This is a genomic window from Pseudomonas kilonensis, from assembly GCF_001269885.1.
GTDB classification, from domain to species: Bacteria; Pseudomonadota; Gammaproteobacteria; order Pseudomonadales; family Pseudomonadaceae; genus Aquipseudomonas; species Aquipseudomonas kilonensis.
Genome location: NZ_LHVH01000018.1, coordinates 93,991 through 117,243, shown reverse-complemented (window position 1 = coordinate 117,243; position 23,253 = coordinate 93,991). Strand labels below are relative to the sequence as shown.

At 59.6% G+C, this 23,253-nt stretch carries 21 protein-coding genes and 1 pseudogene; 8 read left to right on the top strand and 14 right to left on the bottom strand.

The window, feature by feature from the left end:
* Positions 1-150 precede the first annotated feature (150 nt).
* Positions 151-924, bottom strand: coding sequence for an AraC family transcriptional regulator (locus AD662_RS12010; RefSeq protein WP_053178983.1), 774 nt, complete (start codon positions 922-924; stop codon positions 151-153).
* 108 nt (positions 925-1,032) lie between these two features.
* On the opposite strand from AD662_RS12010, the gene AD662_RS12005 reads away from it, so the two are divergent.
* Complete coding sequence (locus AD662_RS12005) at positions 1,033-1,950, top strand: EamA family transporter (RefSeq protein WP_053187477.1); 918 nt, start codon at positions 1,033-1,035, stop codon at positions 1,948-1,950.
* 49 nt (positions 1,951-1,999) lie between these two features.
* Here the strand turns inward: AD662_RS12005 and AD662_RS12000 are convergent, their stop codons facing one another.
* Positions 2,000-2,269, bottom strand: coding sequence for a YceK/YidQ family lipoprotein (locus AD662_RS12000; protein ID WP_053187474.1), 270 nt, complete (start codon positions 2,267-2,269; stop codon positions 2,000-2,002).
* Positions 2,270-2,724: 455 nt separating this feature from the next.
* Between AD662_RS12000 and AD662_RS11995 the strand changes: the two genes are divergently transcribed.
* Complete coding sequence (locus tag AD662_RS11995; protein WP_018600421.1) at positions 2,725-3,939, top strand: multidrug effflux MFS transporter; 1,215 nt, start codon at positions 2,725-2,727, stop codon at positions 3,937-3,939.
* Between the two features lie 14 nt (positions 3,940-3,953).
* Here AD662_RS11995 and AD662_RS11990 read toward each other — a convergent pair whose 3' ends face one another.
* Complete coding sequence (locus AD662_RS11990) at positions 3,954-4,145, bottom strand: alpha/beta fold hydrolase (protein WP_053187470.1); 192 nt, start codon at positions 4,143-4,145, stop codon at positions 3,954-3,956.
* A gap of 639 nt (positions 4,146-4,784) precedes the next feature.
* Between AD662_RS11990 and AD662_RS11985 the strand changes: the two genes are divergently transcribed.
* The 4 genes and pseudogenes from AD662_RS11985 to AD662_RS11970 all read left to right on the top strand — a co-directional run bounded on the left by AD662_RS11985 (position 4,785) and on the right by AD662_RS11970 (position 7,786).
* Positions 4,785-6,254, top strand: a complete 1,470-nt coding sequence (locus AD662_RS11985; RefSeq protein ID WP_053187467.1) for an anthranilate synthase component I family protein — start codon at positions 4,785-4,787, stop codon at positions 6,252-6,254.
* Positions 6,251-6,835 (top strand): anthranilate synthase component II, encoded by a 585-nt coding sequence (locus tag AD662_RS11980; RefSeq protein ID WP_018600413.1) that lies wholly within the window; start codon positions 6,251-6,253, stop codon positions 6,833-6,835. Before AD662_RS11985 ends, AD662_RS11980 begins: the two co-directional genes overlap by 4 nt.
* Before the next feature lie 107 nt (positions 6,836-6,942).
* Positions 6,943-7,107, top strand: a pseudogene (locus AD662_RS11975) (helix-turn-helix transcriptional regulator); the annotation flags it as partial.
* Between the two features lie 190 nt (positions 7,108-7,297).
* On the top strand, positions 7,298-7,786 hold the full coding sequence (locus AD662_RS11970; RefSeq protein WP_018600409.1) for a hypothetical protein: 489 nt from the start codon (positions 7,298-7,300) through the stop codon (positions 7,784-7,786).
* Between the two features lie 46 nt (positions 7,787-7,832).
* Here the strand turns inward: AD662_RS11970 and AD662_RS11965 are convergent, their stop codons facing one another.
* Together AD662_RS11965 and AD662_RS11960 are read right to left on the bottom strand one after the other, a co-directional pair.
* On the bottom strand, positions 7,833-10,856 hold the full coding sequence (locus AD662_RS11965) for an EAL domain-containing protein (protein WP_053187458.1): 3,024 nt from the start codon (positions 10,854-10,856) through the stop codon (positions 7,833-7,835).
* Positions 10,844-11,863 (bottom strand): substrate-binding domain-containing protein, encoded by a 1,020-nt coding sequence (locus AD662_RS11960; RefSeq protein ID WP_053187612.1) that lies wholly within the window; start codon positions 11,861-11,863, stop codon positions 10,844-10,846. Before AD662_RS11960 ends, AD662_RS11965 begins: the two co-directional genes overlap by 13 nt.
* A 634-nt stretch (positions 11,864-12,497) precedes the next feature.
* Between AD662_RS11960 and AD662_RS11955 the strand changes: the two genes are divergently transcribed.
* Both AD662_RS11955 and AD662_RS11950 read left to right on the top strand, forming a co-directional pair.
* Positions 12,498-12,737, top strand: coding sequence for a hypothetical protein (locus tag AD662_RS11955; protein WP_018600403.1), 240 nt, complete (start codon positions 12,498-12,500; stop codon positions 12,735-12,737).
* Between the two features lie 269 nt (positions 12,738-13,006).
* The gene (locus tag AD662_RS11950) at positions 13,007-13,741 is read left to right on the top strand and encodes an EthD domain-containing protein (RefSeq protein WP_053187456.1); all 735 of its coding nucleotides are present in this window, start codon (positions 13,007-13,009) and stop codon (positions 13,739-13,741) included.
* A 98-nt stretch (positions 13,742-13,839) separates the two neighbouring features.
* On the opposite strand, the gene AD662_RS11945 is transcribed toward AD662_RS11950, so the two are convergent.
* From AD662_RS11945 to AD662_RS11905, 9 genes are all read right to left on the bottom strand, one after another.
* On the bottom strand, positions 13,840-14,973 hold the full coding sequence (locus AD662_RS11945) for an FAD-dependent oxidoreductase (protein ID WP_018600399.1): 1,134 nt from the start codon (positions 14,971-14,973) through the stop codon (positions 13,840-13,842).
* 383 nt (positions 14,974-15,356) lie between these two features.
* The gene (locus AD662_RS11940) at positions 15,357-16,826 is read right to left on the bottom strand and encodes an NAD-dependent succinate-semialdehyde dehydrogenase (protein ID WP_053187453.1); all 1,470 of its coding nucleotides are present in this window, start codon (positions 16,824-16,826) and stop codon (positions 15,357-15,359) included.
* Between the two features lie 16 nt (positions 16,827-16,842).
* A complete protein-coding gene (locus AD662_RS11935; protein ID WP_046062817.1) occupies positions 16,843-17,859 on the bottom strand; it encodes a dihydrodipicolinate synthase family protein in 1,017 nt (338 codons plus the stop codon).
* A gap of 28 nt (positions 17,860-17,887) precedes the next feature.
* The gene (locus tag AD662_RS11930) at positions 17,888-18,898 is read right to left on the bottom strand and encodes an ornithine cyclodeaminase family protein (RefSeq protein ID WP_018600393.1); all 1,011 of its coding nucleotides are present in this window, start codon (positions 18,896-18,898) and stop codon (positions 17,888-17,890) included.
* Positions 18,899-18,997: 99 nt separating this feature from the next.
* Positions 18,998-19,912, bottom strand: coding sequence for a LysR family transcriptional regulator (locus tag AD662_RS11925; RefSeq protein ID WP_018600391.1), 915 nt, complete (start codon positions 19,910-19,912; stop codon positions 18,998-19,000).
* Positions 19,909-20,694 carry a cyclase family protein gene (locus tag AD662_RS11920; RefSeq protein ID WP_018600389.1) on the bottom strand — a complete coding sequence of 262 codons (786 nt, stop codon included), beginning with the start codon at positions 20,692-20,694 and terminating at the stop codon, positions 19,909-19,911. The genes AD662_RS11925 and AD662_RS11920 overlap by 4 nt, the downstream gene beginning before the upstream one ends.
* Positions 20,681-21,688 carry an NAD-dependent epimerase/dehydratase family protein gene (locus AD662_RS11915; protein ID WP_018600387.1) on the bottom strand — a complete coding sequence of 336 codons (1,008 nt, stop codon included), beginning with the start codon at positions 21,686-21,688 and terminating at the stop codon, positions 20,681-20,683. The genes AD662_RS11920 and AD662_RS11915 overlap by 14 nt, the downstream gene beginning before the upstream one ends.
* On the bottom strand, positions 21,679-22,671 hold the full coding sequence (locus AD662_RS11910) for a fumarylacetoacetate hydrolase family protein (protein WP_053187450.1): 993 nt from the start codon (positions 22,669-22,671) through the stop codon (positions 21,679-21,681). The genes AD662_RS11915 and AD662_RS11910 overlap by 10 nt, the downstream gene beginning before the upstream one ends.
* Positions 22,668-23,240, bottom strand: a complete 573-nt coding sequence (locus AD662_RS11905) for a cupin domain-containing protein (protein WP_053187447.1) — start codon at positions 23,238-23,240, stop codon at positions 22,668-22,670. The genes AD662_RS11910 and AD662_RS11905 overlap by 4 nt, the downstream gene beginning before the upstream one ends.
* Positions 23,241-23,253 lie beyond the last annotated feature (13 nt).

The window sequence follows — 23,253 nt, the reverse complement described above, 5'->3', positions numbered from 1 at the left end:
GTCCAGCGTTGGGCCTCGGTCAGCGGATGACCGACCTGGCGTGCAACGAGGAAGTCTTGCTCCAGCAACGGCTACTCGCTAAGCCAGCTGGCGAACCCCGGAGACCAAGGCGCATTCTTGCCCAGAACCTTAACTGGCGCCCTAAGCCTGTCACACCGGGAAGTAGCGACTGGGGACTTCCCCCAGCAGCTGTTTGAAAACCGTTGTGAACGCACTTGAACTGCTATAACCCAACGCCATGGCGACCTCGGTGACCGGCTGACCTTTCCCCAGACGAACGATCGCTTCGAGCAGGCAGGCTTGCTGTCGCCATTGGAGATAACTGATTCCGGTGTGCAGTCGAAAATGGCGGGTAAACGTCCGGCGACTCATCCCCGCACGGCAGGCCATATCGTCGATACCAACCTCCAGCGAAGGCTGGGTCAGAAACTCGCGACAGACCATCGCAAGGCGTGGTTCTGCCGGCAACGGGGCATTGAGCGAAAGCGCGGGCATGCTGGCGATCTCATGGAGCAGCAGCCCCATCAAATGCCCATCACGTCCCTGGATGGCATATCGCGCGGGCACATCGATTGCTTTGACCAGCAATTGCCGCAACAACGGCGACACGTCCAATACCTGACACTGCCCCGGCAACCCCAGCCGCTGGGCCGCTTGTTTGCGGATATAGGTGTTGTGCAGGGTAACGGGGCCACGCATCTGCATGGAGTGGGCGAGTTGCGCCGGAACCCATATACCGCGTTGGGGCGGAACGACCCAGTTGCCGTCATCGGTAAACACGGTGATGACCCCGCTTGCGGCATAAGCGAACTGACCACGTGGATGGTGATGCATTGGGAACAGCGTTGCGTCTGCGTAGCCACGTTCGGTCACGACGGCATCGCGCGGTGTGTTCTGGTAGGTATGTAGGGTGGTTTCTCGCATGGCCCGATTCTAATGAATATTGGCCTGTGACTGAAAGCAGGCCAGGTCAATTGCTTGCATATTCTTCACGCACGAACACTTCCGTTCTGCGCTGGAGAAAGACTGACAATGCAAAAGAAGCATCTATTACTCGCCATTCTGGTGACGGCCGTCTGGGGGTTGAATTTCCCCGTGACAAAACTCGGACTTGCCGGCATTGATCCGCTGCTGTTGACTGCGTTGCGTTTCGCGCTGGCCGCCTTGCCTTGGGTATTTTTCGTGGAGCGTCCACGCGTTGCCTTCCGATGGCTGGCCGCCTACGGGCTGATCTTTGGCGTGGCCATGTGGGCGTTGATCAACCAGGGAATTGCCATGGGGGTGCCACCCGGTACAGCGTCGCTGCTGATCCAGTGCAGTGCATTCTTCACTCTGGGCTGGGGTGTACTTTTCTTTGGCGAACGCCTGGGGCAGCCTCAACGGATTGGCAGCCTGCTGGCAGCCATAGGCTTGGGAGGGATCGTACTGTGCAGCCCTGGCGACTCGTCGAAGGCCGGTTTCGCACTCGTCATTGGCAGCGCAATGGCGTGGAGCATCGGCAACGTGATCATCAAAGTATCGAAGGTGCGTGAGGTCTTCGCTTTCGTGGTGTGGGCCAGCTTGTTTGCACCGATCCCGCTCTTGCTGTTGACGTGGCTGTTGCATGGCTCAGCGCCCTTCAACGCACTCCCTTCGCAGCTCAATGCAACGACGTTGCTTTCGCTCGCGTTCCAGGTCTACGCCGCGACGCATTTCAGTTACTGGGGATGGAACCTGCTATTGCGTGAATACCCACTGTCACGCGTAGCGCCGTTGTCACTGCTGATCCCGGTGTTTGGCATCTTCAGTTCAATGGCGATCCTCGGCCAATACCCAAGCCCCTCTGATTGGGGGCTCATCTTGCTAATTCTACTGGCGATTGCCTTGAGCTCAGGACAATTACAGGTGCTGCGTTGCGCCATCGTACGTGTTGATTGGACGAGGATGAAACGGCAGAAAACAGGCGATTAATGCGGTCGGCCGCCTTGGGTTTTGGATTCAAGCCGTCGAGGCACTACCACTACTCCTCGGCAGGCCTCATATGAAAAATCGTATAAGGCAGGATCAGCGTATCGGCGACGATGCTGAAAGGAAGATCAACGATTGCAAAAGGTGCCAGCGCGCGTGAATACACGTCGTTGTCATTCGTCGAAGCCTTGATGATTTCAATATCGGTCGCCGCACCGCAGTAAGGATGGCGGCCACAGAGCTGTCCCATGCCAAAGGTTTCGTTGGCCGTGGCGCATCCGCCCAGCAGCGCCATCGCCAAAGCCATTACTACGATCCGCATGACGCGCCCCTCCCCCAGGAAAGGCCGGACTGTAGCATCAAAGCCGCCCCAACGGCTCGGCGCTCAAGGCAAGGCCCCAGCAGGGTCGCGAACCACTCGATGAACACCCCGAGCGCGGCTGCACCGATAGGAACGTTGTGGTGACTGTATTCAGACGGCCGTTTAGGGCATCGTTCGATCCGGACCTACCTGATACCGAGGTCACGACGCTTGAAAAGCGTCGACCTCACACCTTCCCCATCCGCTCTACCTCGCCCCCCACTTATTGGCAACAGTGAATCCTGCCTGCGCGCGCCAGATATTTAACTTGACGCAAGAGATTACGATCATCATATTCATGAAAATATTATGAGCGTCATGTGCAAGCCTACGTCACGGCGCCGAGATCGCGAACCACAGTCTTGGCGTTTGGCAATCAACGTCTTTGCCCGCCAACCAAACACAGGAGAGGCTGTATGGAAGCCAGAACTTCATTGGCAATTGCCGCTACGCAACCGCACGCCTCCACCCAACCATTGACCGGCAAAGTCGTGGCGCTGCTTGCAGGCCTGGCGGCGATCAGCATGCTGTCTACCAACATCATTCTCCCGGCGTTTGCGGATATCGGCGAAGACCTGGGCGTGACCGCGCGCGAGCTCGGCCTGACGCTGTCCAGCTTCTTCATCACATTCGCCTTGGGCCAGTTGGTGGTCGGGCCACTGGCCGACCGCTACGGGCGGCAGAAACTGGTGCTCGGCGGCCTCTCAGTGTTCGTGGTCGGCACCGTCATCGCCGGCCTTGCCACCACCCTTGATGTGCTGATCGCCGGACGCGTCGTCCAGGCGCTCGGCGTGTGTGCAGCCTCGGTGCTGTCGCGTGCCATCGCACGGGATCTGTTTGAAGGCGAGACGCTCGCCCGGGCCCTGTCGCTGACGATGATCGCCACCGCCGCGGCGCCGGGTTTTTCGCCGCTGGCCGGCAGCGTCCTGTCCGTCACACTCGGCTGGCGTGCCATCTTCATCCTGGTGGGGCTGGCCGCCGTGGTACTGGCCTTTTTCTACGTGCGCGACCTCGGAGAAACCCATCCCGCCGATCGCCGGGCGCCGCACTCGGCCAAGAGCGTGGTGCTCGCCTATGGCAGATTGGCGCTGGATAAGCGCTTCATCCTCCCAGCCCTTTCAATGAGCCTGCTGATGAGCGGCCTGTTCGCCTCCTTCGCGGCGGCGCCCGCCATCCTGATGCAAGGTATCGGCCTGACCTCGTTGCAGACCGGCCTGTATTTTGCCGCGACGGTATTCGTCGTGTTCGCAGCCGGCATGGCGGCCCCGCGCCTGGCGCATCGTTATGGCGCGCGGATCATCACGCTCGCGGGCATTGCCTGCGCCATGATCGGCGGCGGCCTGCTTCTGGTGGGTCCAGCCGCACCTGGTCTTGGGTGGTATGCCCTCTCGATGATCACCTTCCTGTGGGGCATGGGCCTGGCCAATCCGCTCGGCACGGCAATCACCATGGGCCCTTTCGGCAAAGAAGCCGGGATGGCCTCCGCGCTGCTGGGGTTTCTCTCCATGGGTGCGGCTGCGCTGACCACCTGGCTGGCCTCCGTCTTGAGCTTCGCGCCGGTCACGACGCTGGGTGGGATTCAGACGACGGCCTGCCTGGTGGCGCTGGTGTTGTTTCTCTTGCGGGGGTAGAAGAATGAATCGTCCTAAACCCTGGACGTCGCAATGAACCGTGTAATGGCCGCCACCACCTCGGCGCCCCGTTCAAGATAGAGCACATACCCGCAGTCCTCGATGAACTCGCCGCGTGCATCGGGGAGTTGCTGGAGCAGGTTATCCAGGGTCGCCGGCAGGAACACCACAGGCCGAACCCCAGCAGACCACCATTTCAATGGCATGACAGTTATCCCTTCTGAAATTGAATGGGCCGCAGGACAGAACTTATAAATACCCAGCTGCGCTATCTCGCAGTTGTGCGCGCACGAGCTTCTTGTTAAAAGCACGCGCGGTTACATACGCGCAGGGATAGCTCTTCGCCTCGTCGACATTCAAAAGTGAATGAAAGATTAATATTCCCTCAGCAGTTGACAGCCTCAGGGCTCGCTGATAATTTCGCCGCACTGCCAATTATTCCCGCAGTGCTTAGCCAAGACTGGGATGTCTAAAAATGTACTATCACCTTTCTGCTATCAGTTCCTCCCACAGCTATCCCGACAGCTGTTCCCGGGCCATTCTGGCCATCTTCAAAAGCAATACCTGGCGTCGCTAATCTAGCGAAGACCGGAGCCTGTCTGCTGCCTGCCAGCAACGTCCTGATCTTTCCCCTCTGAAATCGAAGGCGCTCGCGCCTTGTGCCCTGCGCAACCATTGGCTGCAATCCATTGCAAGCTTTTTAGTGCGTGCGACATAAACAGCGTCCGCCCCGTCTATTCAGAATATCCGTCAACACGTATTTAAAGTGCCTGCGCGCTTTATATTCCCGTGGCGCTCTCTTAATCGAGCGCCTGAATCGTTACACCTTGAATATGGTATTAACCGTGAATAAAAATCTAATTGGCGTGAATGTTCTTCGCCGCGAAGAACGTCGACCTACGGATGCACTTCGCATATATGAAAATGCACTGGAACAACTGGGTCGTGAGTCTGTTTTCATTCTTGAATCACTGTCCGGCCCAAGCCGTGATCGCCGGGCGACGATCGTCGGGCTCGAACCGCTTTTCGAAGTGTGTATCAATGAGGGCCAGGCCCAACTGCGAGGCTGCGCCGCCCTGTGTGAACATTTGTCCGCCAGCCTGCGGCAAGCGGGCATGCAGGTCGACCAGGAACACAAGATCCATCTGTCCGACAGCGAGGCGGCGTGGAACCTTCTCCGGGCTATCCAGGCAACGTTCCAGCCTGCGTCCAATGCCCCTTCCAGCCTGGCCTTCTTCGGCTATTTCGCCTACGACTGCGTTCGCCTGATCGAGCGACTTCCCGATCTGGCCAAACAGACCTACGACTACCCGCTCATTGCCCTGTCGGTCTATCAGACCCTGGTTTATTTCCACAGCAATGGCATCGTCGAAACCCTGATCAACAACCACGATCTCTGGTCGCCCCGTACGTTGGAGGACTACCCCTTCCTGAGCACACCCCCGGCAGCCGAGGCGCTGGCTCCGCTACCCTACCCCGAGGCCTTCGAGGAAGAGCGCACGGTGACCCCGGAGCAATTCGTCGAGCGTGTCGAAGTGGCGATGGAGCACATCCGCGCCGGCGACGTCTACCAGATCCAGCTCGGCCATGAGATTCGCATCCGCTCGCAGGTTTCGCCGTTCGATGTGTACCAGAACCTGCGCCTGCGCAACCCTTCCCCCTACATGTACCTGGCCCACGTAGGCGGCATCGACCTGATCGGCGCCAGCCCCGAGCTGTTCGTCAGGATCAAGGACGACTTGATCGAGATGCGCCCGATCGCCGGCACCGTGGGCAAGAAGCCTGGCGTCGATCCGACTCAGTTGGTCCTGGAGCTGACCCGCTCCGAGAAGGAGCGCGCCGAACACCTGATGCTCATCGACCTGTGTCGCAACGATATCGGTCGCGTGTGCCAGGCCGGCTCGCTGGAGGTCGATGAGTTCATGCTGGTGGAAGAGTACTCGCACCTCTACCACATGGTGTCGAACGTTCGCGGCTTGCTGCGCCCGGGCCTGGATGCCTACGACGTGATCAAGGCCTCGTTCCCCGCGGGCACCATGTCCGGCGCACCCAAGGTCAGGGCGATGGAGCTGATCGAGGGGATGGAAAGCAACCGCCGGGGCATTTATGCCGGGGCCCTTGGCCTGGTCGGTTTCGATGGCAGCGTCAACACCGCATTGTGCATTCGCTCGACGGTCTTCGACGAGGGTACGTACCACTTGCGTGCATCCGCCGGAGTGGTAGCTGATTCGGTGCCAGCGCTTGAGTGGAAAGAGACGCTGTACAAGATGGGTTCCGTCTATCGGGCAGTGACCGGCCAGGAGATCGCACTGTGAAAGTATTCTTGATCGACGCCTATGACAGCTTCGTCTTCATCATCAGCCAGTACCTGGAACAACTGGGGCTGGAAACCCACGTCGAGCGTCACGACGTACCGGATCTCATCCAGCGCATTGAAGCGTTCTCGCCGGATTTCTGCGTGCTGGGCCCTGGGCCTGGGCATCCGGCGGATGTGGGCTACATCGAAGTGATCAAGCACTTTCAGGGGCGCCTGCCGCTGTTGGGTGTGTGCCTGGGTCACCAGGCCATCGGCCTGGCCTTCGGTGCCCAGGTTTGCCGGGCCCCACACGTGATGCACGGCAAGGTGAGCACGATCGAGAACGACGGCAGGGGCGTCTATGATCACACCCAGGCACATGCGATTCGGGCGACCCGCTACCACTCGTTGATGATCAGCGAGCAGCCGTTACCCGACTGCCTGGAGATCACGTCCAGATCCACGGACGACGGCTATGTCATGGGCGTACGCCATCGCCACCTGCCGGTGGAGGGCGTGCAGTTCCACCCTGAAAGCATCCTCACCGAAAACGGCCTGGACCTGTTCCGCAGTTTCATCCGGTGTCACGTGCACAAGTGATCCACCCGGAAGGGGCATGCGCCCCTTCTTTCCCCGTGCTGCGACTGCTTCATTCCTGCTACAACTAGAGCGATCCGTTTATGGACAAACACCACTCCCCCGCCTGCGTCAGCCACATCCCTACCTGTTCCGAACGCACGATCGACTTCCACCTGCTCAATGCTCGACGCAAGCTGGGTTCGGTAAGCCGCCAGCAAGCTGTCAGTGCTGCGGTGGTCTGTGGGCTGGTCATGCCGACCGTTATCTCGCCGACTTACCAGTGCCAGAAATGAGCACAAAAGTGGTTTCTACGACAGTCCATCCTCAGGGATAACCTGATGGCATATTCAAGTCAGCAATGGCAAGCTCCCGACCTGCAGCGCAGGCCCGTGTCCAGCCGCGCAGCACGTTCATTCCCGAAGCCTGCAGCCCTTGACCTCGGGTATCCATCACCTGTTATTCAACTGAAACAAGGATGTCGGCATGAAAATCTCTCTTGGTCTCGTCGCCCTGGCCGGGTGTCTGTCCACCTTTACTGTTTCGGCCGCTGGCCCGAGCCACAGCGATTTGTTCAAGGCCCTGGCGCAGTGCCAGGCCAATGCGCAGCAGGTGGGCGAGTTCAACGACCTGGTTGACGCCGAGCAACTGACGCTCTCCAAGGATGAAGCGCACAGCCCGTGGGGCGGTGGCGCCTGGCAAGCCACCCCGGCGTTGACGGTGCACGGCGTGTCGTCGACCACTCTGGTGATGACCGACCGCTTCAGCTTCTTTCTCCAGGCCAAAAGCAGCAGCCCGAAGGCCGATGCAGAAAAGCTCGCCAGCACCCTGAAATTGAAAAAGACCCTGGATACCGACGGCTACGTTGACTATCAGCGCAGCCTCGGTAACGGCGCTAGCCTGCGAGTGGTCTCCACGGAAGACAAGGACAGCGATCTCTACGTGGGTTGCAGCTATGAGCAGGATGCTTCCTGAGATCCGGTGATACCCTCTCCCCCGGAAATACAGAAAGGCAGAATCATCAATGCCCGGACATTGGACCGCTCGGGTGTTTTACATCGCGTTTTTTTTGCCTGACCGAACCTGGACTGGCAAGGCGGCTTGGTTCAGACACTCCGGACGTACGCAGTAACCGGCTGATTTCCTGCGCGCTGACCGCCTTGCTGAAAAAGTGCCCCTGAATTTCATCGCAGCCGTTTTCACGCAGGAAGGTTTGCTGCTCCTCGGTTTCGACACCTTCGGCAATGACCTTGAGGTTCAGCTTGTGCCCCAACGAAATCACGGCGGTGGCGATGGCTTTGTCGTTCTCGTTGTTGGGTAGATCACGCACGAAAGACTGGTCGATCTTGAGCCTCGCGATCGGGAAGCTTTTCAATGCGGCGAGGCTGGAATAGCCGGTGCCGAAGTCGTCGATCGAAAGGCTGATCCCCATGGCTTGCAGGGCCTTCATTTTGCTGATGGCTTGCTGAAGGTCTTGCATGATCAGGCTTTCGGTCAGCTCCAGCTCAAAGTACATCGGGTCCAGCCCGGTTTCCTGCAAGGCATGCATGATCCGGTCGATCAGGTCCCTTTCGATGAACTGGCGAGCCGAGATGTTCACCGACATGGTGATCGGCGGCCAACCGGCATCCTGCCACGCCTTGTTCTGTCTGCAGGCGGTATGAATCACCCAGTCGCCGATGGGCACGATCAGCCCGGTCTCTTCGGCCTGAGGAATGAATTTGATGGGAGAGACCATGCCGAGTTCGGGATGCTGCCAGCGGATCAATGCCTCCACGCCGATGATCTGACCTGACCGTAAATCCACTTGTGGCTGGTACAACAGCAGGAACTCGTCATTGTTGAGTGCGCTTCGCAGCCCGTCTTGCATGGCGAGCTTGCCCTGGACCTTGTTATTCATCTCGCTCGTATAGAACTGGAAGCTGTTGCGCCCCAGTTCCTTGGCCCGGTACATGGCGGCGTCCGCATTGCTGAGCAACGTGTCGGTGTCGGTGCCATCGGTAGGGTACGTGGCCAACCCCATGCTGCAGGTGACGTGGAGCGTATGGCCGCTGAGTTGAATCGGCCGCAGGATCGCTTCCTGGATTTTGTGCAGGACGGGCGTCACGCCGTCCAGGTCCGAGGGCTGGTCGAACAGGATGATCACAAACTCGTCGCCGCCCAGTCGCACCACGGTGTCGGTACGCCGTACACACCCCAGCATGCGCTGGGCGACGGTTTTCAGCAGTTCGTCCCCGGCACTGTGCCCAAGGCTGTCATTCACCAGTTTGAACTTGTCCAGGTCGAGAAACACCACTGTCACCAGCCGGTTGTAGCGCTGGGCATAGAGCATCGCCTGCTTGAGGCGGTCTTCGAGCAGCGTACGATTCGGCAGCCCGGTCAGGGCGTCATGGTCGCCCATAAAGCGAATGCGCTTTTCGGTCTGTTGACGTTCTATCGCAATACCGGCGAGCGGTGTGGCCATGTCGATCAGTTTCGTCTCGGCCGCGCTGGGGCTGCGCACGGTGTTGGCATACAAGGCAAACGTGCCCAGGACCTTTCGCTCATGGGACAGGATCGGCGTCGACCAGCAGGCGCGAAACCCATAGGGCGCAACGAGTGAACGGTACGCTTCCCACAGTGGATCCTGCTCGATGTCCGTGACGATGACCGGCTCTCGTCGATACGCCGAGGTACCACATGAACCGACGTTCGGACCGATTTCAATTCCGTCGATGAGCTGGCTATAGGCTTTCGGCAAACTGGGTGCAGTCCCGTGCAGCAGGTGCTTGCCCTCCTCATCCAGCAGCAGGATGGAGACCTTCATGCCCTCCAGTTGGGACTCGACCAGGTGCGCCAGGCTATCGAGCACTTCTGCAAGCTCGGTGCTCCTGGCGATCAGTTCCAGGACATGACCTTGTCCGGCACGGACGATGGCTTCTTGCTCCAATCGGTTGTTTTGCACGGCGAGCCGTTCTGTGGCGATACTTAATTGAACCGTTCTTTTCTCCAGCTGAAGCCGGTCTTCGAGAAATTGGTTCACCGCGCGCGCCATGTTGCCGATCTCGTCCTTCCCATGGTCGGCCATCATCAAATGCGTTTTGTCCGTGTGTTCCTGACGCAATTGCCGGCTTATTTCATTCAGGCGCACGAGCACATGACGACCCATGAACACCCGGGTCACGAACCAGGCGAACACCAGGCTGGCGCCCAGCATGATCAGCACCCATTGCTGGCTGCGATTCGAGGCCTCGACCAGGCGCTGCACGGCTTCGCGATAGTCTTCGGTGTAGGCGTTCGATTGCGTACGGGCCACCGAAACCAGGACCTCGGCCTCGTTCTTGAGTTGCTCATTGAAGCGCTGCAAGACGTTGTGTTGATTGATGAGCGTCTGGCGCAAGGAGAAGAGATCCGACGTCTGCACATCAACATCGGATAACGTGTCAGCGGTACGTGGCAGGCGCTCATATCGGGCCCGCAGCCGTTGCACGGCCTCACTGTCAACTGCCTGCGGCAGATCGAAAAGCAGCACCGCCAGCTCCAGGCTGGCCCGGGTCTGGGTCGCCGTCAATCGGGCGGTGCGATCCTCCAGGGCCTGCGCGAAGGTGACCTCGGTTTGCAGCAGGCTTTCTCGCAGCTGCGCAACGATGTTGGCGGTATTGCGGAACATCTGACTCGACTGATGCATGTCGAGTATCGCCACGCCACTGTTCGCGGCAGTCAGTTGCTGCACCCGTTGATCGAGGGCTTCAAGCTGTTCGACGGTTGCCGCATAGCTTGAACGCAGGATGTCCGGGGAACGGGTTGTCAGAAGCTGGTCAGTCTGGCGCTCGATCAACAAGGTGCGCTGCACCATGTCTTGCCCATTTTGCATGCGGACCAGTCGTTCATCCGTCAGCTGGCGAGTGGCGCTATTAGAGGTGCGCAACGCGTAGACCGCCGTGGCGGCGCCTGCCAGGATCAGCAGCGCCAACGTCAGGAACGCCAGAGTGAATTGTGCGCGCAGCGATTGTGGCAATAGCTGGCGTCCAAACCGGGAAGTCATATCCAACGTCAGGGATTCCATTGGTGGCGATAGATGTCTCGATAGCCATTGTCAGGATCGTACTGGAATTTTTTCCCGCCATCGAAGGCGATATTGTCGGCATTGACCAAGTGAATCGGCGCGACGAAGCCGCTCACTGGCTGACCTGCAAACAGCCGGTTCAATTCATCCATCACTTGCCAGCCATGCTGGTTGAGCGGCTCGGCCACAGTAACGGTCTGGTAGGTTTTTGCCTGTATGCGCAAGAAAGCCGAAGCGCTGCCGTCACCGGCAGACAGCAGGTTGATGCCGTCACTGGGTATGGCGGCGCTGGTCAGCGAGGCAATCGAGTAGTCGAAATAGATGTCGTTGATGGCCAGCGTGTGGGTCCAGCGTTTGCCATAGCGCTGAAGCAGCTCCTTGGTGATCGCCGGCATCTTCTCGCCACTTTCGGAAATCGCCACATCGCGCACCTCCAGCAACGTACATTCTCGACAGCCCCGAATGACGTCCTCCATGACCTTGGCTTTCGCCATGGCAATGCTGTACTTGGAGTCGGTCAGGATGACCACGCCGGCGCGTCCGCTTGACTGTGCCACTGCCGCCATGGCCGTGAGGCGCGCCACTTCAAGCGGGTCGGTCGTGACGTTCATCGCCACCGGTGTGCCGTCAATCGGCCCCGGGCGTGCCCCAGCGTGCCAGCCAACCACCGGTACCTCCTTGTTGGCGAAGAGCTGCAGCGCCGCCTTGTTCTCAAGGGCATCGGAGCCGCACAGGATAAGGCCGTCGGGCTTCGCGGCCAAGGCATCGGAAAAGGCCTTTGCGCGCCCGGCCGATGAGCCGGCACCATCGTATATCTTCAGCGTCCAGCCCAACGCGCTGGCGGCCTCCCGGGCGCCCTGCGCGACACCGACAATGCCGCCGTTACGCAAATCTTCTGCGACAAGCGCGATGCTCTTGCCCCGCTGGGCTTGCGGGCCGGATACAGGGCCGCTCCAACGAACGGCACCGAGGGTGGCCTTGGAAACGATTTCCTGCGCTTGCATCACCGTGACCGTGGTGTTTTCGAGCCCCGCTGCGGTTGACAGGTCCTGGCTGTATGCAGAAGTTGCCATGAAAAGACAGGAAACCGTTATTGAAGCCATCCGGAGTAACGAGGATCTTGGAAACCTGGGCCCAATCGAACAGGTTCGATCACCGCATGTGATGCCGTGTCTGGGGCCGGTGGCGCGATCAAAGTCAGGCATGACGTCCCTTTTTGCCAAGAATGCAGTGTTCCGAAAGGATAGTCGGTTCTGCTGCCATCAGGTTCTTTGTGGGTAAAGGGAATTTCCAGCGGGAGCGAGCCCGTTCCCACAGGTTTCGTTTCTTAACTGAGCGGCATTTTCCTTTATCCCACCCTTTTCCTTTTTAACGCCTGAATATCGGTGCCTGCAGGCTATCCCGAACGGCTCCTCAAAGCGTCCATTTCAGCCCGCATGACGCCAACTTATTGGCACAAAAAGCGATCAAATAAAAATAAATTAATACAGTGACAATTTCCCGACGCACGGTACCCATGTGCCATTGCTGGGGGTTCAAATCGAAGCTCATCATCCGCAGGCAACCCCCGCAAAACGTTCAGGCCGCCGACCTGGACTACAGGAAGTAATCAATCGCATCACTCAATGGAGCGACACCGAGATGATGACTGTCTATTTTGTTGTGATGACGATCTGCAGTGGCTTCGAAGGCTGTGTCGATGAACGACAACCAGGGCCAACCTTTGCTTCCAAGGCAATGTGCATGGAGACGGCCAGAGTCATGGCGCCGCGCAAAGGGGTGAAGTTCAAGTGTCGCAAAGAACGTACGTTGGTGGTCGAGACACCGCCAGCAGAAAATTACGGCAAAATTGTCTCCACCAAGACCGCAGGCCAGCCTTAGCAATATGTTTTTTCGCCGGACGGGTCAGGCAGTGGAAGGTGCCGAGGCTTATCCTCAGAGCATTGGCAGAGGCCTCAGCCAGGTAAAGACGCATCAAGCATGTTCTTACGTGATACCTGCTAGCAGAAACCCTGATTGGTTTGGAGGACAACGTTGGTCTTATCTTGTTTCTAAAACATCACCACGGTGAATACCGCCTGCAAAAGCGCATTCGATGTTTAGAAAGATAAGACCAATGCCATCAACCCCAACCAGACGCGAGTGCCCTCATGATTAAAATGCTAGCTGCCGTACGCCGCAAACCCGGCATGACGCATGCTGAGTTCTTGAACTATATAGAACACCAGCATGGAGAAATCGCCCGGGCTAAACCTTTAGGCGTCAAACGATACGTGCAAAATCATGTCATCGACTCAGCTTTCGGCGTTGACTCTGATAACGCCTACACACAAACATTTCACCGGGACTCCGTCACGGAATTATTTTTTGATGACATGTCAGGTTTGATTCACACCTTCAGCGATCCCTATACCCAACAAACTGTTGGGCCTGATGCAAAAAACTTCGCCGACCTGTCAAAACAGGCCGCTCAGCTGATGGATGAAGTCGAGATTTCCAATGCCGGTGCCGCCCCCTCCAAATGGAAGGCGATCGTCTTCCTGAAGAAGAACCCAACCGTGCAACTGGAGGCCTTTTTCAGCGCCTGGGATTCAGCTCACGACACGGTTGCCAATCAATACCCGGACTTCCAAAAGGTGCTACGTCGGCACACTCGCTCCAGATACCTTCCCGAGGGTGACCGAGTAACGTCCTATTTCGGGCCAGACATCGCGGTATACGAAGGCACTTCCAGCCTGTGGTTTGAAAATGAAGCCGATCTTTCTGTTTTTCGTCAGTATCAGCGAGCACTGTTCCAGCAGCTGTCTGACGAAGGAGTCGTGCTGGCGTCGGAATCTTTTTTCGTATACGTCAAGGAGGTCGTCATTTTCGATCTGGGCCAGTAAACATTTAATGAGTTAATTAACTGCATCAAGTCCACTGCCCCTCTTCGAACTGGATGCTGAAGTGATTCAAGGGCATCCAGCCGAAGGGACTGAATCACTCAGATAGGTTCAGCCAACGTAGCAGTGGACTCTCGCATGATCTGGGCATGCTCATCCTTGTCACCCGCACTTTTTTCTATCTCGCACAGCCGTGCAGAGTTCTCGACCACCAGTTGGCAACGCTCCCAACGCCGCGCTTCGAACCGGCTCAGGGCAGCCTGTAGATCGTTATCGGCGAACAGTTCCTCAGCAAGCACGATGGCACTCTCGATACCAATCCCGGCCCCGGAAGCCAGATGGGGCGTGGTGGCATGCACCGTGTCCCCGATCATCACAACGCGGCCCTTATGCCAAGGCAACGGCACCAACAAATTGGCCAGCGGACGGTAGTCGATATTGGCACCCGGTTCGAACAGTTGCGGCACAAGCGCTTGCAGGATCGGGGCGGGGAACTCACCCAGCAGACGCGCCATTTCGCCTGGCCAACTGGCCGGATCGATCCACTCGGAAAACTCGCGGTTTTCCATGAGGAACATGTACATATGCGTTTCAGAAATCGGATTGACGCCGACCTTGGTGCGCCCCAGCCAATGACTGGGCCGTACGATTTCCTGCGGACGCTTCAACACCGCGCGCCAGACACTCTGGTGAATGGGTTTTGGCGAGGGCGCCTCCGGGAAAAACTCCTTTCGCATCCGCGAATGCACACCGTCGGCGGCGATGACCAGGTCGTAGCGCCCGGAGGTGCCGTCAGTGAAAGACACTTCAACGCCATCGGCATGCTCGATGAGGCTGTCAAACGTTATGCCCAGGCGCACGTGGGTGCCCACTTCCCGCGTTTTGTCGGCAAAAATGCGAGCCAGCACCGGGCGCAGGATGCCGCCGCCGCAGGGAATCGGTTTGTCGCTGACCGGCGGTCGAAGCGCCAACTGCACGATCAGTTCGCCAACCGGTGAAAACACATCGAAATTGGTCGACAGATACCCTTCTGCGGCCACCCGTTCAAGAATCCCCACCGTATCAAGCGCTCGCAACGTCGGCCCACTGAGCGTAATACCGGCCCCCAGGGGACACCACAGAGGATCTATCTCGACCAGGTCCACTTCGACGCCCTCGCGGGCGAGCTGGATAGCCGCGGTCATACCGGAGAATCCGCCTCCGATCACCAGGACCTTTTTGACTGCTGCGATCATCACGCTCTCCTAATTATTCTTATTTCAATCGGGCTGACATTGCATGGCGCACCGACGGGCTCTGCAGCGCGATCGACTCAATGCCGCAGACTCATGAGGTTCCGACCGAAATGCCGGATCAACGACGAGACTATCGAATTGGCTATCAGCGCTGAAATCGCTTTCCACAATCCGAGGTATCGCTACAGGAGATGGGTTGCTGAACACCCGCAGTCCCCCTGTGGGAGCGAGCCTGCTCGCGATCGAGGAGAGTCAGTTGGCGGTGATGTTGGATGTGCCGACGCCTTCGCGAGCAAGCACGCTCCCACAGGCTTTTGTGTTGTTTCCAGGTGCGGTGAACACCCACAAACCCATGTGGGAGCGAGCTTGCTCGCGATAGCGGTTCACACGCTTTCCAAGCCATCCCAGCAGAGGTATTTCACCTCAAGGAATTCGTCGATTCCCAGGTGAGATCCCTCTCGCCCCAGACCGCTCTGCTTCACGCCGCCGAAAGGGGCGACTTCATTTGAAATCAAGCCGCAGTTGATACCCACCATGCCCGACTCGATGCGAGCCGCATTGCGCCAGATCCGGGCCGCGTCACGGCTGTACAGATACGCCGCCAAGCCAAACTCGCTGTCATTGGCCACGGCAATGGCTTCGTCATCACTGTCGAAGCGCACCAGTGGCATGACCGGGCCGAAGATCTCTTCGCGAGCGACCCGCATTCCATGAGTCACATCAGCCAACAAAGTGGGCTGGAAGAAACACCCACCCAGCGCATGAGGCTTGCCGCCGGACAGCAGTCGAGCACCTTGCGCCAGCGCATCATCAACAAGGGCCTGGGATTTTCGTACCGCCGCGTCATCGATCAACGGCCCGACCTGTACACCCGGCTCCAGGCCATTGCCCACCGTCAAGCGTGCCATGCGCTCGAGGATGCGCTCGGCCAGTGCGTCATAGATCCCTGACTGCACTAGCACCCGGTTCGCGCCGATGCAGGACTGCCCGCCATTGCGAAACTTGGCCAACATCACCCCGTCGGCTGCCGCATCAAGATCAGCATCGTCGAAGACAATGAACGGCGCGTTGCCGCCCAGCTCCATGGAGCATTTCTTGACCGTCTGCGCCGCTTGCGCCAACAGCAACCGGCCCACTTCCGTGGACCCGGTGAAGGTGAGTTTGCGCACCAACGGGTTGGCCGTGAGTTCACCGGCAATGTCGCGGGTGTCACTCCCCGTGATCACACTGAACACACCAGCCGGCACACCCGCGCGCTGCGCAAGTTCAGCGAGGGCCAGGGCGGTCATGGGCGTCTGGCTGGCCGGCTTCACGACCATCGTGCAGCCCGCCGCAAGCGCCGGAGCGGCCTTGCGCGTGATCATGGCCGCGGGGAAGTTCCAGGGCGTGATCGCGGCGCAAACCCCGATGGGTTCGCGCAGTACCACAATGCGCTGCGTGTCCTTAACGCCGGGAATCAAATCACCGCGCACTCGCGTGGCTTCTTCGGAAAACCATCGCACAAACGACGCAGCATAATCGACCTCACCCCGCGCCTCCTCCAGCGGCTTGCCCTCCTCCAGGGTAATCAGCGTGGCGATATCCTCACGATGTTCAACCATCAACTCATACCAACGGCGCAACACCTCGCCCCGACGTTTAGCCGTCAAGCGTCGCCATGGACCAAAGGCCGCATGCGCCGTATCGATAGCGTGCCGAACTTCAGTTTCGCGGCAGCGTGGCAACTCGGCCAGCACCGCTTGATCCACCGGATTACGCAGCGTGTACCGACCGTGCGGCGTCTCGTTCAGCCACTCGCCGGCGATGTAGGCGCCGGTGCGCCACAGCGTCGGATCCTTAAGTAAATGCTTCACTTTGCAATCCTCTTAATCAGCAAGGGTGACGCCCGATCATGAACGCGCTATCCGGGTCCGACGTCACCGGCAGGCCCGCCGCAACCAGCCCTTGGCGCAAAGACTTCATGAGGCGATCCGGCACGCGCATCGCCGGGGCACGCAGAGGGCCGCCGTTGAAGCCGGCGAGCCAGTCCTGGTATTTCCACATCGTGCGATTGAGCACCCCGGTGCCGCCGGCATAGCTTTGCGCGGCGGCGCCATTGGCACTGCGTGCCGGGTTGACCTTCCAATACAGTTCCATCGCCTCTTCGAAGCGGCCCGTGCGGGCCAGTTCGAAGGCTTTCGGGTAGTAGTCGCTCATCCAGGCGGTGTTGCTGGTGCCGGAAAACTGCAGTTTCATCAGGCTCATCAACGGGATTGCGTCAGCTTCGATCGGGCAACTGATCACCACCTGATCACGGAAGTGGTAGTACATCTCGCAAATGCCCGCTGGCAACGGAAACCCTTGCTCGGACTTGATGGCGGCGATATTCGGGCAATCGGCCAGAAGACGACGGACCAACTCCAACGACATACCCGCCGGATGCACGCGCTCAAAGCCCCAGAGCGGAATCGGGAAGAGCATGACAGCCAGGTCCGTGGCATCGCAGAACGACTTGGTGTAGTCATAGATTTCCTGCTCGCTGGTCGGCCAGAACTGCGGCGGGTAGGAGAGCAGGACGATGTCGGCGCCGGCATTCTCAGCGAGTTTCACCGCCTCAATGTTCTCGGCAAGCGTGCCAAAAGCCGCATGGAAGAACAGGATCAGGTCTTTCCCCGACTCTCGCGCCCAGGCGGTGAATTGAGCGTTTTCCTGGGCAGAGATCGCCAGTTCACTGCACAGCAACGTGCTGCTGTAACCCAGTCCAACCGTATGCTCGATGTCGTGGCGTATGCCACGCTCATTGAGACGCTTCAGATCAGCACTGAAGCTTGGGATGGTGACAGCCGAGCAGCCCACCAGGTTTTCACGGGCCCAGGCGCGGGCATCAGCTTTCTTGTAAGTGGCCATGATGATTTTCCTTCGAACAGTGGAGGGGTTATTTCGAGACAGGGACAATGCTGGCAGGCAGCTCGATGCCGAGGCCTTGTTGCCTGGCGCGCTCGTACAACGCTTGTGCGATGACGACATCCTGCAGCGCCGAGCCAACTGACTTGTAGAGAACGATGTCGCTTTCTTTCTGGCGCGGATTGACGCGACCCGCGACCAGATCCGACAGCGCGACTAGTTTGTCGGCGACATAAACACCGGCACTGATCGCCGCAATGGCGTCGCCGGTATCGTGAAGTACCTCTTGCGGCATATCCGCGACGATGCAGACGGCTCGCTCCATCGTGACCGGGTCAACCTCCCGTTGCTCAGGCAAGGTGGAACCCAACGACACGACCGTCACGCCTGCGCAAAGCCATGCCCCTTGCAACACCGCAGACTCGTCACGACTGCGTGCGGCACAAATCACCACATCGCAGTCCTGCACGGCTTCTTGCGCAGTGTTCACCGCTTGGATATCCAGCCCCGGCCTGAAGCTTTCGGCAAACCGCTCACGGCTCGCGGGCGTTGGACTGAACACCCGGACACGGGCGACATCGCGCACGGCCTTGAGGCAGTCAAGCGCGCCACGCGCTTCAAACCCGGCACCAATCACGCCCACCCGCAGTGCTCGTTGAGGCGCCAGCAGATCAACCGCCAGCGCAGCGGTTGCAGCGGTGCGCAAGCCCGTCACCCGATTGCCGTCGATCAGGGCACTGAGCGCCATGGTTTGCTGGTCGAACAATGCAATCAGGTAGCTGGCGCAGCGCGCCCGCATGGACGCCGCGATCAACTTGCAGCCCATTTGGCCGCCAGCGGGAGGTACAGCAGTCAAACTGCGCAGCCAGATACCGTCGCCGCGGGCCATGGAGCGAGGCGGCACCATGGCATCCGTCGTGGGGCAGGCATACGCCTGCGCGAGCGCGGCAACGGCTGTGCTCCAGTCGGCGAGCGAGGCGACATCGGCGTCGCTGAGAAAAAGCGTCGGGGTAATGACTTGGGGCTCTTGGGCATGATGCATAGCGCTAACCTCGCAATCGGGTATCAATCATTGATTGACTGACACCCTACGAGGGGCGCCCCCCACCGGATACTGCTGGGGATCGAAAGCAGCTATCGCTCAAATCGATGGCATGGACAGATTGCAAATCAGCCGTCGCACTTCACGGGAAGCACGGGTCAAGGGGCGACGGGGCGACTCGACCAGCACGACAAAGCGCTCCAGCACGGGCTCGATAATGCGCGATGAAATCAGTCGTTGATCCAGCGAGCCCGGCAGCACAGAGGCAATCGCATAACCTCCGCCTGCCGCGACGACTTCGTACTGGAGCTGGACGGAGTCGGCTTCCACGGCAACGCACAACTCCACGCACTGTTCGGCGGCCAGATGATCGAGCCTGGCCCTTAACAGATGGGGACGCCCCGGGACTACCAGTGGCAATCCGGATAGCCGCTTTAACGCAATGTCTCGCTCGGCAAAGAGGGGATCGCTGGCTGGCCCTATCAAATGCAGCGCCAGCCTGGCCAGTAAATACGCCTCGCCGATACTGGCTTCGTTCTCGCGCAGGACCAGCGCCATATCCAGACGACCATCCTGCAACTGCTCTTCGAGTTGCGCACTCGCGCCCTCGATCAGGTGCAATCTCACACCCGGCATCTGTGCTTGTACCGCCGCGAAAAGCGTACCGGCAAACCGCCGGACCGCCGAAGGCAGCATCCCTACGACCACCTCCCCCACCGGTTTTCCACGCCGGGTACGAATGTCATCGGCCAGGCCTTCGGCGTCCGCGAGAAGACTCGATACGCAAGGTAGCAACTGCTCTCCAAACTCAGTCAGGAGCACCCCACGGCCGGTACGATGAAACAGCCGCTCGCCACATTGCGATTCGAGCTGAGCAATGTTTCGACTGACCATGGACTGCGGCATATCCAGTAAAACAGCCGCTTTACTGAGACTTCCAGCCGCCGCGACCCGCACAAACAATGTCCAGCGAGGATCGACAATCGTCAAAGCAGCGTCCGCAGTCACGCTCATTCCTCGAAAATCGCTACGGCACGGACGAAACCGGCCGAAGCGTGCCTGATCTTGTAGGGGAAACAGGACACCTGGAAACCATGGGCTGGCAGGCACTCCAGGTTGGCCAGTTTCTCCATTTGGCCGTAGCCGATGTCACGTCCGGCCTTGTGCCCTTCCCAGATGATCGAGGCGTCGCCCGTGGCGGCGAAGCGTTCGCGCGTGTACTTGAACGGCGCGTCCCAGCTCCAGGCATCGGTACCAACCACGCGCACGCCGCGCTCGAGCAGATACAACGTGGCTTCGCGACCGATGCCAACCCCGGCATCCAGATACCCTGGCTGGCCAAACAGCGCCCCGGCGCGGGTGTTGACCAGGACAATGTCCAACGGCTGGAGGACGTGTTCGATGCGCGTCAGCTCAGCCTGCACTTCGGCGGCGCTGACCACATGACCATCCGGCAAATGACGAAAGTCCAGCTTCACGCCCGGTTGCAGGCACCAGTCCAGCGGCAGTTCGTCGATGCCGAAAGCCGGCTTGCCACCGTCCGTGGTCGAGGCGTAGTGCCAAGGGGCGTCCATATGCGTACCGCTGTGCGTCGTGATCTGCAGGCGCTCAGCCGCCCAGGACTCGTCGCCGGGCAGTTGCGCCTTGGACAGGCCGGGAAACATCGCGGCCATCTCCGGCCAGCCTTGCTGATGGTCCATATAGTCGATTTTCGGCAGCAACGGCGGTGGATCGGTGTAGGGGTTGTTATCCAGGGTAACGGACAGGTCCACCAGGCGGCGTTTAGTTGATTGCATTTTCGCTCACTCCAAGCGCCACCCGCCCACGCGCACGACGCGTCGGGGTAGCCGTGTTCAAGCTGTTACGAATCAAGGCGGCTGCCGAGCCGTCATGGCGAAAGCCAAGGGCGCGGGCCAGAGGGGTTTTCATCGCTGGGAAATTGCCGAACAACGCTTGCAGCCCAGCATCCGGAGCGAAGCTGATCAACCCGCGACGTTCCTGGCCATAGGCCGCGGCCAAGGCATCGATGACCTGGGCAATGGACAGGTGCAACAGCGGCAATTGCCAGACGCGTGACTCACCGAGCTCGGCAGCCGGCAGTTCGGCGGCCCGTAGCAGGTTATCCACGCAACACCGCACGGACATCCACCATGCCTGCGCCTGCGGTGAGACCGGGCAGCAATATGGCTGGCCGTCGGCGAAGGCGTGCAGCAGGTCGCTCATGAACGCCGAACGCAGTCCATTGGGTTCACGTGGACGCGCGACAATGCCGGGCAGGCGCACGGCACGACCGTCCACCTCGCCTCGTCGGGCAAGGTCGTTGAGCGCCATTTCCACCATCACCTTGTGCGCGCCGTAACTCAACTGCGGGCTCGGCACCGCACGCTCATCCATGCGGGCCGGCAGGTCGCCGCCGTACACCGCCACGCTGCTGGCATACACCAGCACCGGCCGGCCCGGCTGTTCGCGCAACTGGTCAAGCAATTCCAAGCTTGCCAACAGGTTGACCTGATAGCCCAGCCAATAGTGCTGCTCCGCCGCGCCACCCGGGACGCTGACCAAGTGAAAAACCACATCAATGCCATCGGCCAACGCGCGGCGCAATAACGCGGCGTCGGTCACACTGCCGCAATGCCGGCGCAGGCGCTTATCGTCAGCAAAGCCCACCAACTCTTTATCCAGCAGAATCAATGCACTGATCGTCCGGCCTTGTAACTCATTGGTTTCGAGCAATCGTTTCACCAGCGCCCGGCCGACAAAACCATTGGCCCCGGTAATCATCACGCGCATGGGAGGCCTCCACGCACGACACGCTGGTCTATCGCTCCGAAGACCGACTGCCCTTGTGAGTCGAAGACTTCCATGCGCACGCGATCACCGAAGCGCATGAAGGGTGTCTGTGGCGCGCCCTGCTCGATCATCTCCACGGCACGACGTTCGGCGATGCAGGCAGCGCCCACCGTGGGATCGGCATTGGAGACGGTGCCGGAACCGATCAGGCAGCCGGCCCTGAGACGGCGGGTCAATGCCGCGTGGGCAATCAACTGATGAAAACCGAAATGCATGGCGCCGCCATGGGCATGGCCAAACCACTTGCCATTCCATTCAACCTTCAGCGGCAAGTGCACACGCCCATCGCGCCAGGCCTCGCCCAACTCGTCGGGGGTGATCGCCACCGGGGCAAAACTGGACGAGGATTTGGCCTGGATAAAGCCGAAGCCGGTCTTCATTTCACGGGGGGCGAGCGCACGCAGGCTGACATCGTTGACTTGCACGATGAGTCGAATATGGTCGACGGCGTCTTGCGCCGAGCAGCCCATAGGGACCTCATCGACCAACACCGCGAATTCACCTTCGAAATCGATACCATGGGTTTCACTGGGCAGCACGATGTCGTCGTGGGCCCCCAGGAAGTCATCGCCACAGCCTTGATACATCAGGGGCGTGTGTTCAACGCCTTCGATCGGGTCAAGCCCAAAAGCCTTCTGCATCCGCTCGCCATGACTGAGAAAAGACGAGGCGTCCAGCCACTGCCAGGCACGTGGCAAGGGTGCGGCGGCTTGCTGCGGATCAAAGGCGAAGGCACCGGTCAGCGTGCCTTCGTTCAACGCGTCATACCGCATGCGCAAAGCCGTTTCGACGCTCGGCCAATGCTCGATAGCCTCCTGCAGCGTCACGGCGATATCGCTGGCCTCCACCGCCCAGGCCAGGTCGCGCGACACCACCAGCAGGCGACCGTCTCGGCTGTGATCTTTCAGGGTGCTGAGCTTCATGCCGGTTCTCCTTGCAGCTCGGGGGCGAAGCGGCCATCGAGCAGCACAAAAAGCATGCGTGCCATCTGCTCGGTACGATTGCTCCAAGCGTGGTTGGTGCCGCGCTGCACGACAATGTCACCGCGTTTGAGATGCACCTCCTCGCCGTCGAGCACCAGCCACACCTCGCCCTCCGTGACTACGCCGTAATCGAGGGTTTCGGTGCGGTGCATCAGCTTGTGTTTGGAATCCGCCTGCCCCGTGCCGGCATGGGCCTGGCCTATTTCGGCGAAGGCCGCCGCCGCATCCTCGGCGCTGACCTGGTTCTGCACGCTGTCAGGCGGAATATCCACCACGCGGATGACACTGCCCAGCGGTGCCGGGCTCAACTGAAGCGGTTTGCAGGTGGGGTCGTCGCCGTTATCCAGCGCGGCCGGGCTGGCGCCACTGTTCCAGATCTCATGGAAGACCGTGCCGGGTACGGCCTTGAGCGCGAAGCTGTTGGGCGTCGGGCCACTGAGCGCGACCACCGCCTGGCCCTGGGCATCGTGCCCGGTGACCACGCGTTTGAAACCAGGAAGTTGTTGCATGTTCGACTCCTCA

Bases quoted from the DNA above. Each gene is read 5' to 3' on its own strand.
- AD662_RS12010 (WP_053178983.1), bottom strand. From the start codon at position 924: ATGCGAGAAACCACCCTACATACCTACCAGAACACACCGCGCGATGCC.
- AD662_RS12005 (WP_053187477.1), top strand. From the start codon at position 1,033: ATGCAAAAGAAGCATCTATTACTCGCCATTCTGGTGACGGCCGTCTGG.
- AD662_RS12000 (WP_053187474.1), bottom strand. From the start codon at position 2,269: ATGCGGATCGTAGTAATGGCTTTGGCGATGGCGCTGCTGGGCGGATGC.
- AD662_RS11995 (WP_018600421.1), top strand. From the start codon at position 2,725: ATGGAAGCCAGAACTTCATTGGCAATTGCCGCTACGCAACCGCACGCC.
- AD662_RS11990 (WP_053187470.1), bottom strand. From the start codon at position 4,145: ATGCCATTGAAATGGTGGTCTGCTGGGGTTCGGCCTGTGGTGTTCCTG.
- AD662_RS11970 (WP_018600409.1), top strand. From the start codon at position 7,298: ATGAAAATCTCTCTTGGTCTCGTCGCCCTGGCCGGGTGTCTGTCCACC.
- AD662_RS11965 (WP_053187458.1), bottom strand. From the start codon at position 10,856: ATGGAATCCCTGACGTTGGATATGACTTCCCGGTTTGGACGCCAGCTA.
- AD662_RS11955 (WP_018600403.1), top strand. From the start codon at position 12,498: ATGATGACTGTCTATTTTGTTGTGATGACGATCTGCAGTGGCTTCGAA.
- AD662_RS11950 (WP_053187456.1), top strand. From the start codon at position 13,007: ATGATTAAAATGCTAGCTGCCGTACGCCGCAAACCCGGCATGACGCAT.
- AD662_RS11945 (WP_018600399.1), bottom strand. From the start codon at position 14,973: ATGATCGCAGCAGTCAAAAAGGTCCTGGTGATCGGAGGCGGATTCTCC.
- AD662_RS11935 (WP_046062817.1), bottom strand. From the start codon at position 17,859: ATGGCCACTTACAAGAAAGCTGATGCCCGCGCCTGGGCCCGTGAAAAC.
- AD662_RS11930 (WP_018600393.1), bottom strand. From the start codon at position 18,898: ATGCATCATGCCCAAGAGCCCCAAGTCATTACCCCGACGCTTTTTCTC.
- AD662_RS11925 (WP_018600391.1), bottom strand. From the start codon at position 19,912: ATGAGCGTGACTGCGGACGCTGCTTTGACGATTGTCGATCCTCGCTGG.
- AD662_RS11920 (WP_018600389.1), bottom strand. From the start codon at position 20,694: ATGCAATCAACTAAACGCCGCCTGGTGGACCTGTCCGTTACCCTGGAT.
- AD662_RS11915 (WP_018600387.1), bottom strand. From the start codon at position 21,688: ATGCGCGTGATGATTACCGGGGCCAATGGTTTTGTCGGCCGGGCGCTG.
- AD662_RS11910 (WP_053187450.1), bottom strand. From the start codon at position 22,671: ATGAAGCTCAGCACCCTGAAAGATCACAGCCGAGACGGTCGCCTGCTG.
- AD662_RS11905 (WP_053187447.1), bottom strand. From the start codon at position 23,240: ATGCAACAACTTCCTGGTTTCAAACGCGTGGTCACCGGGCACGATGCC.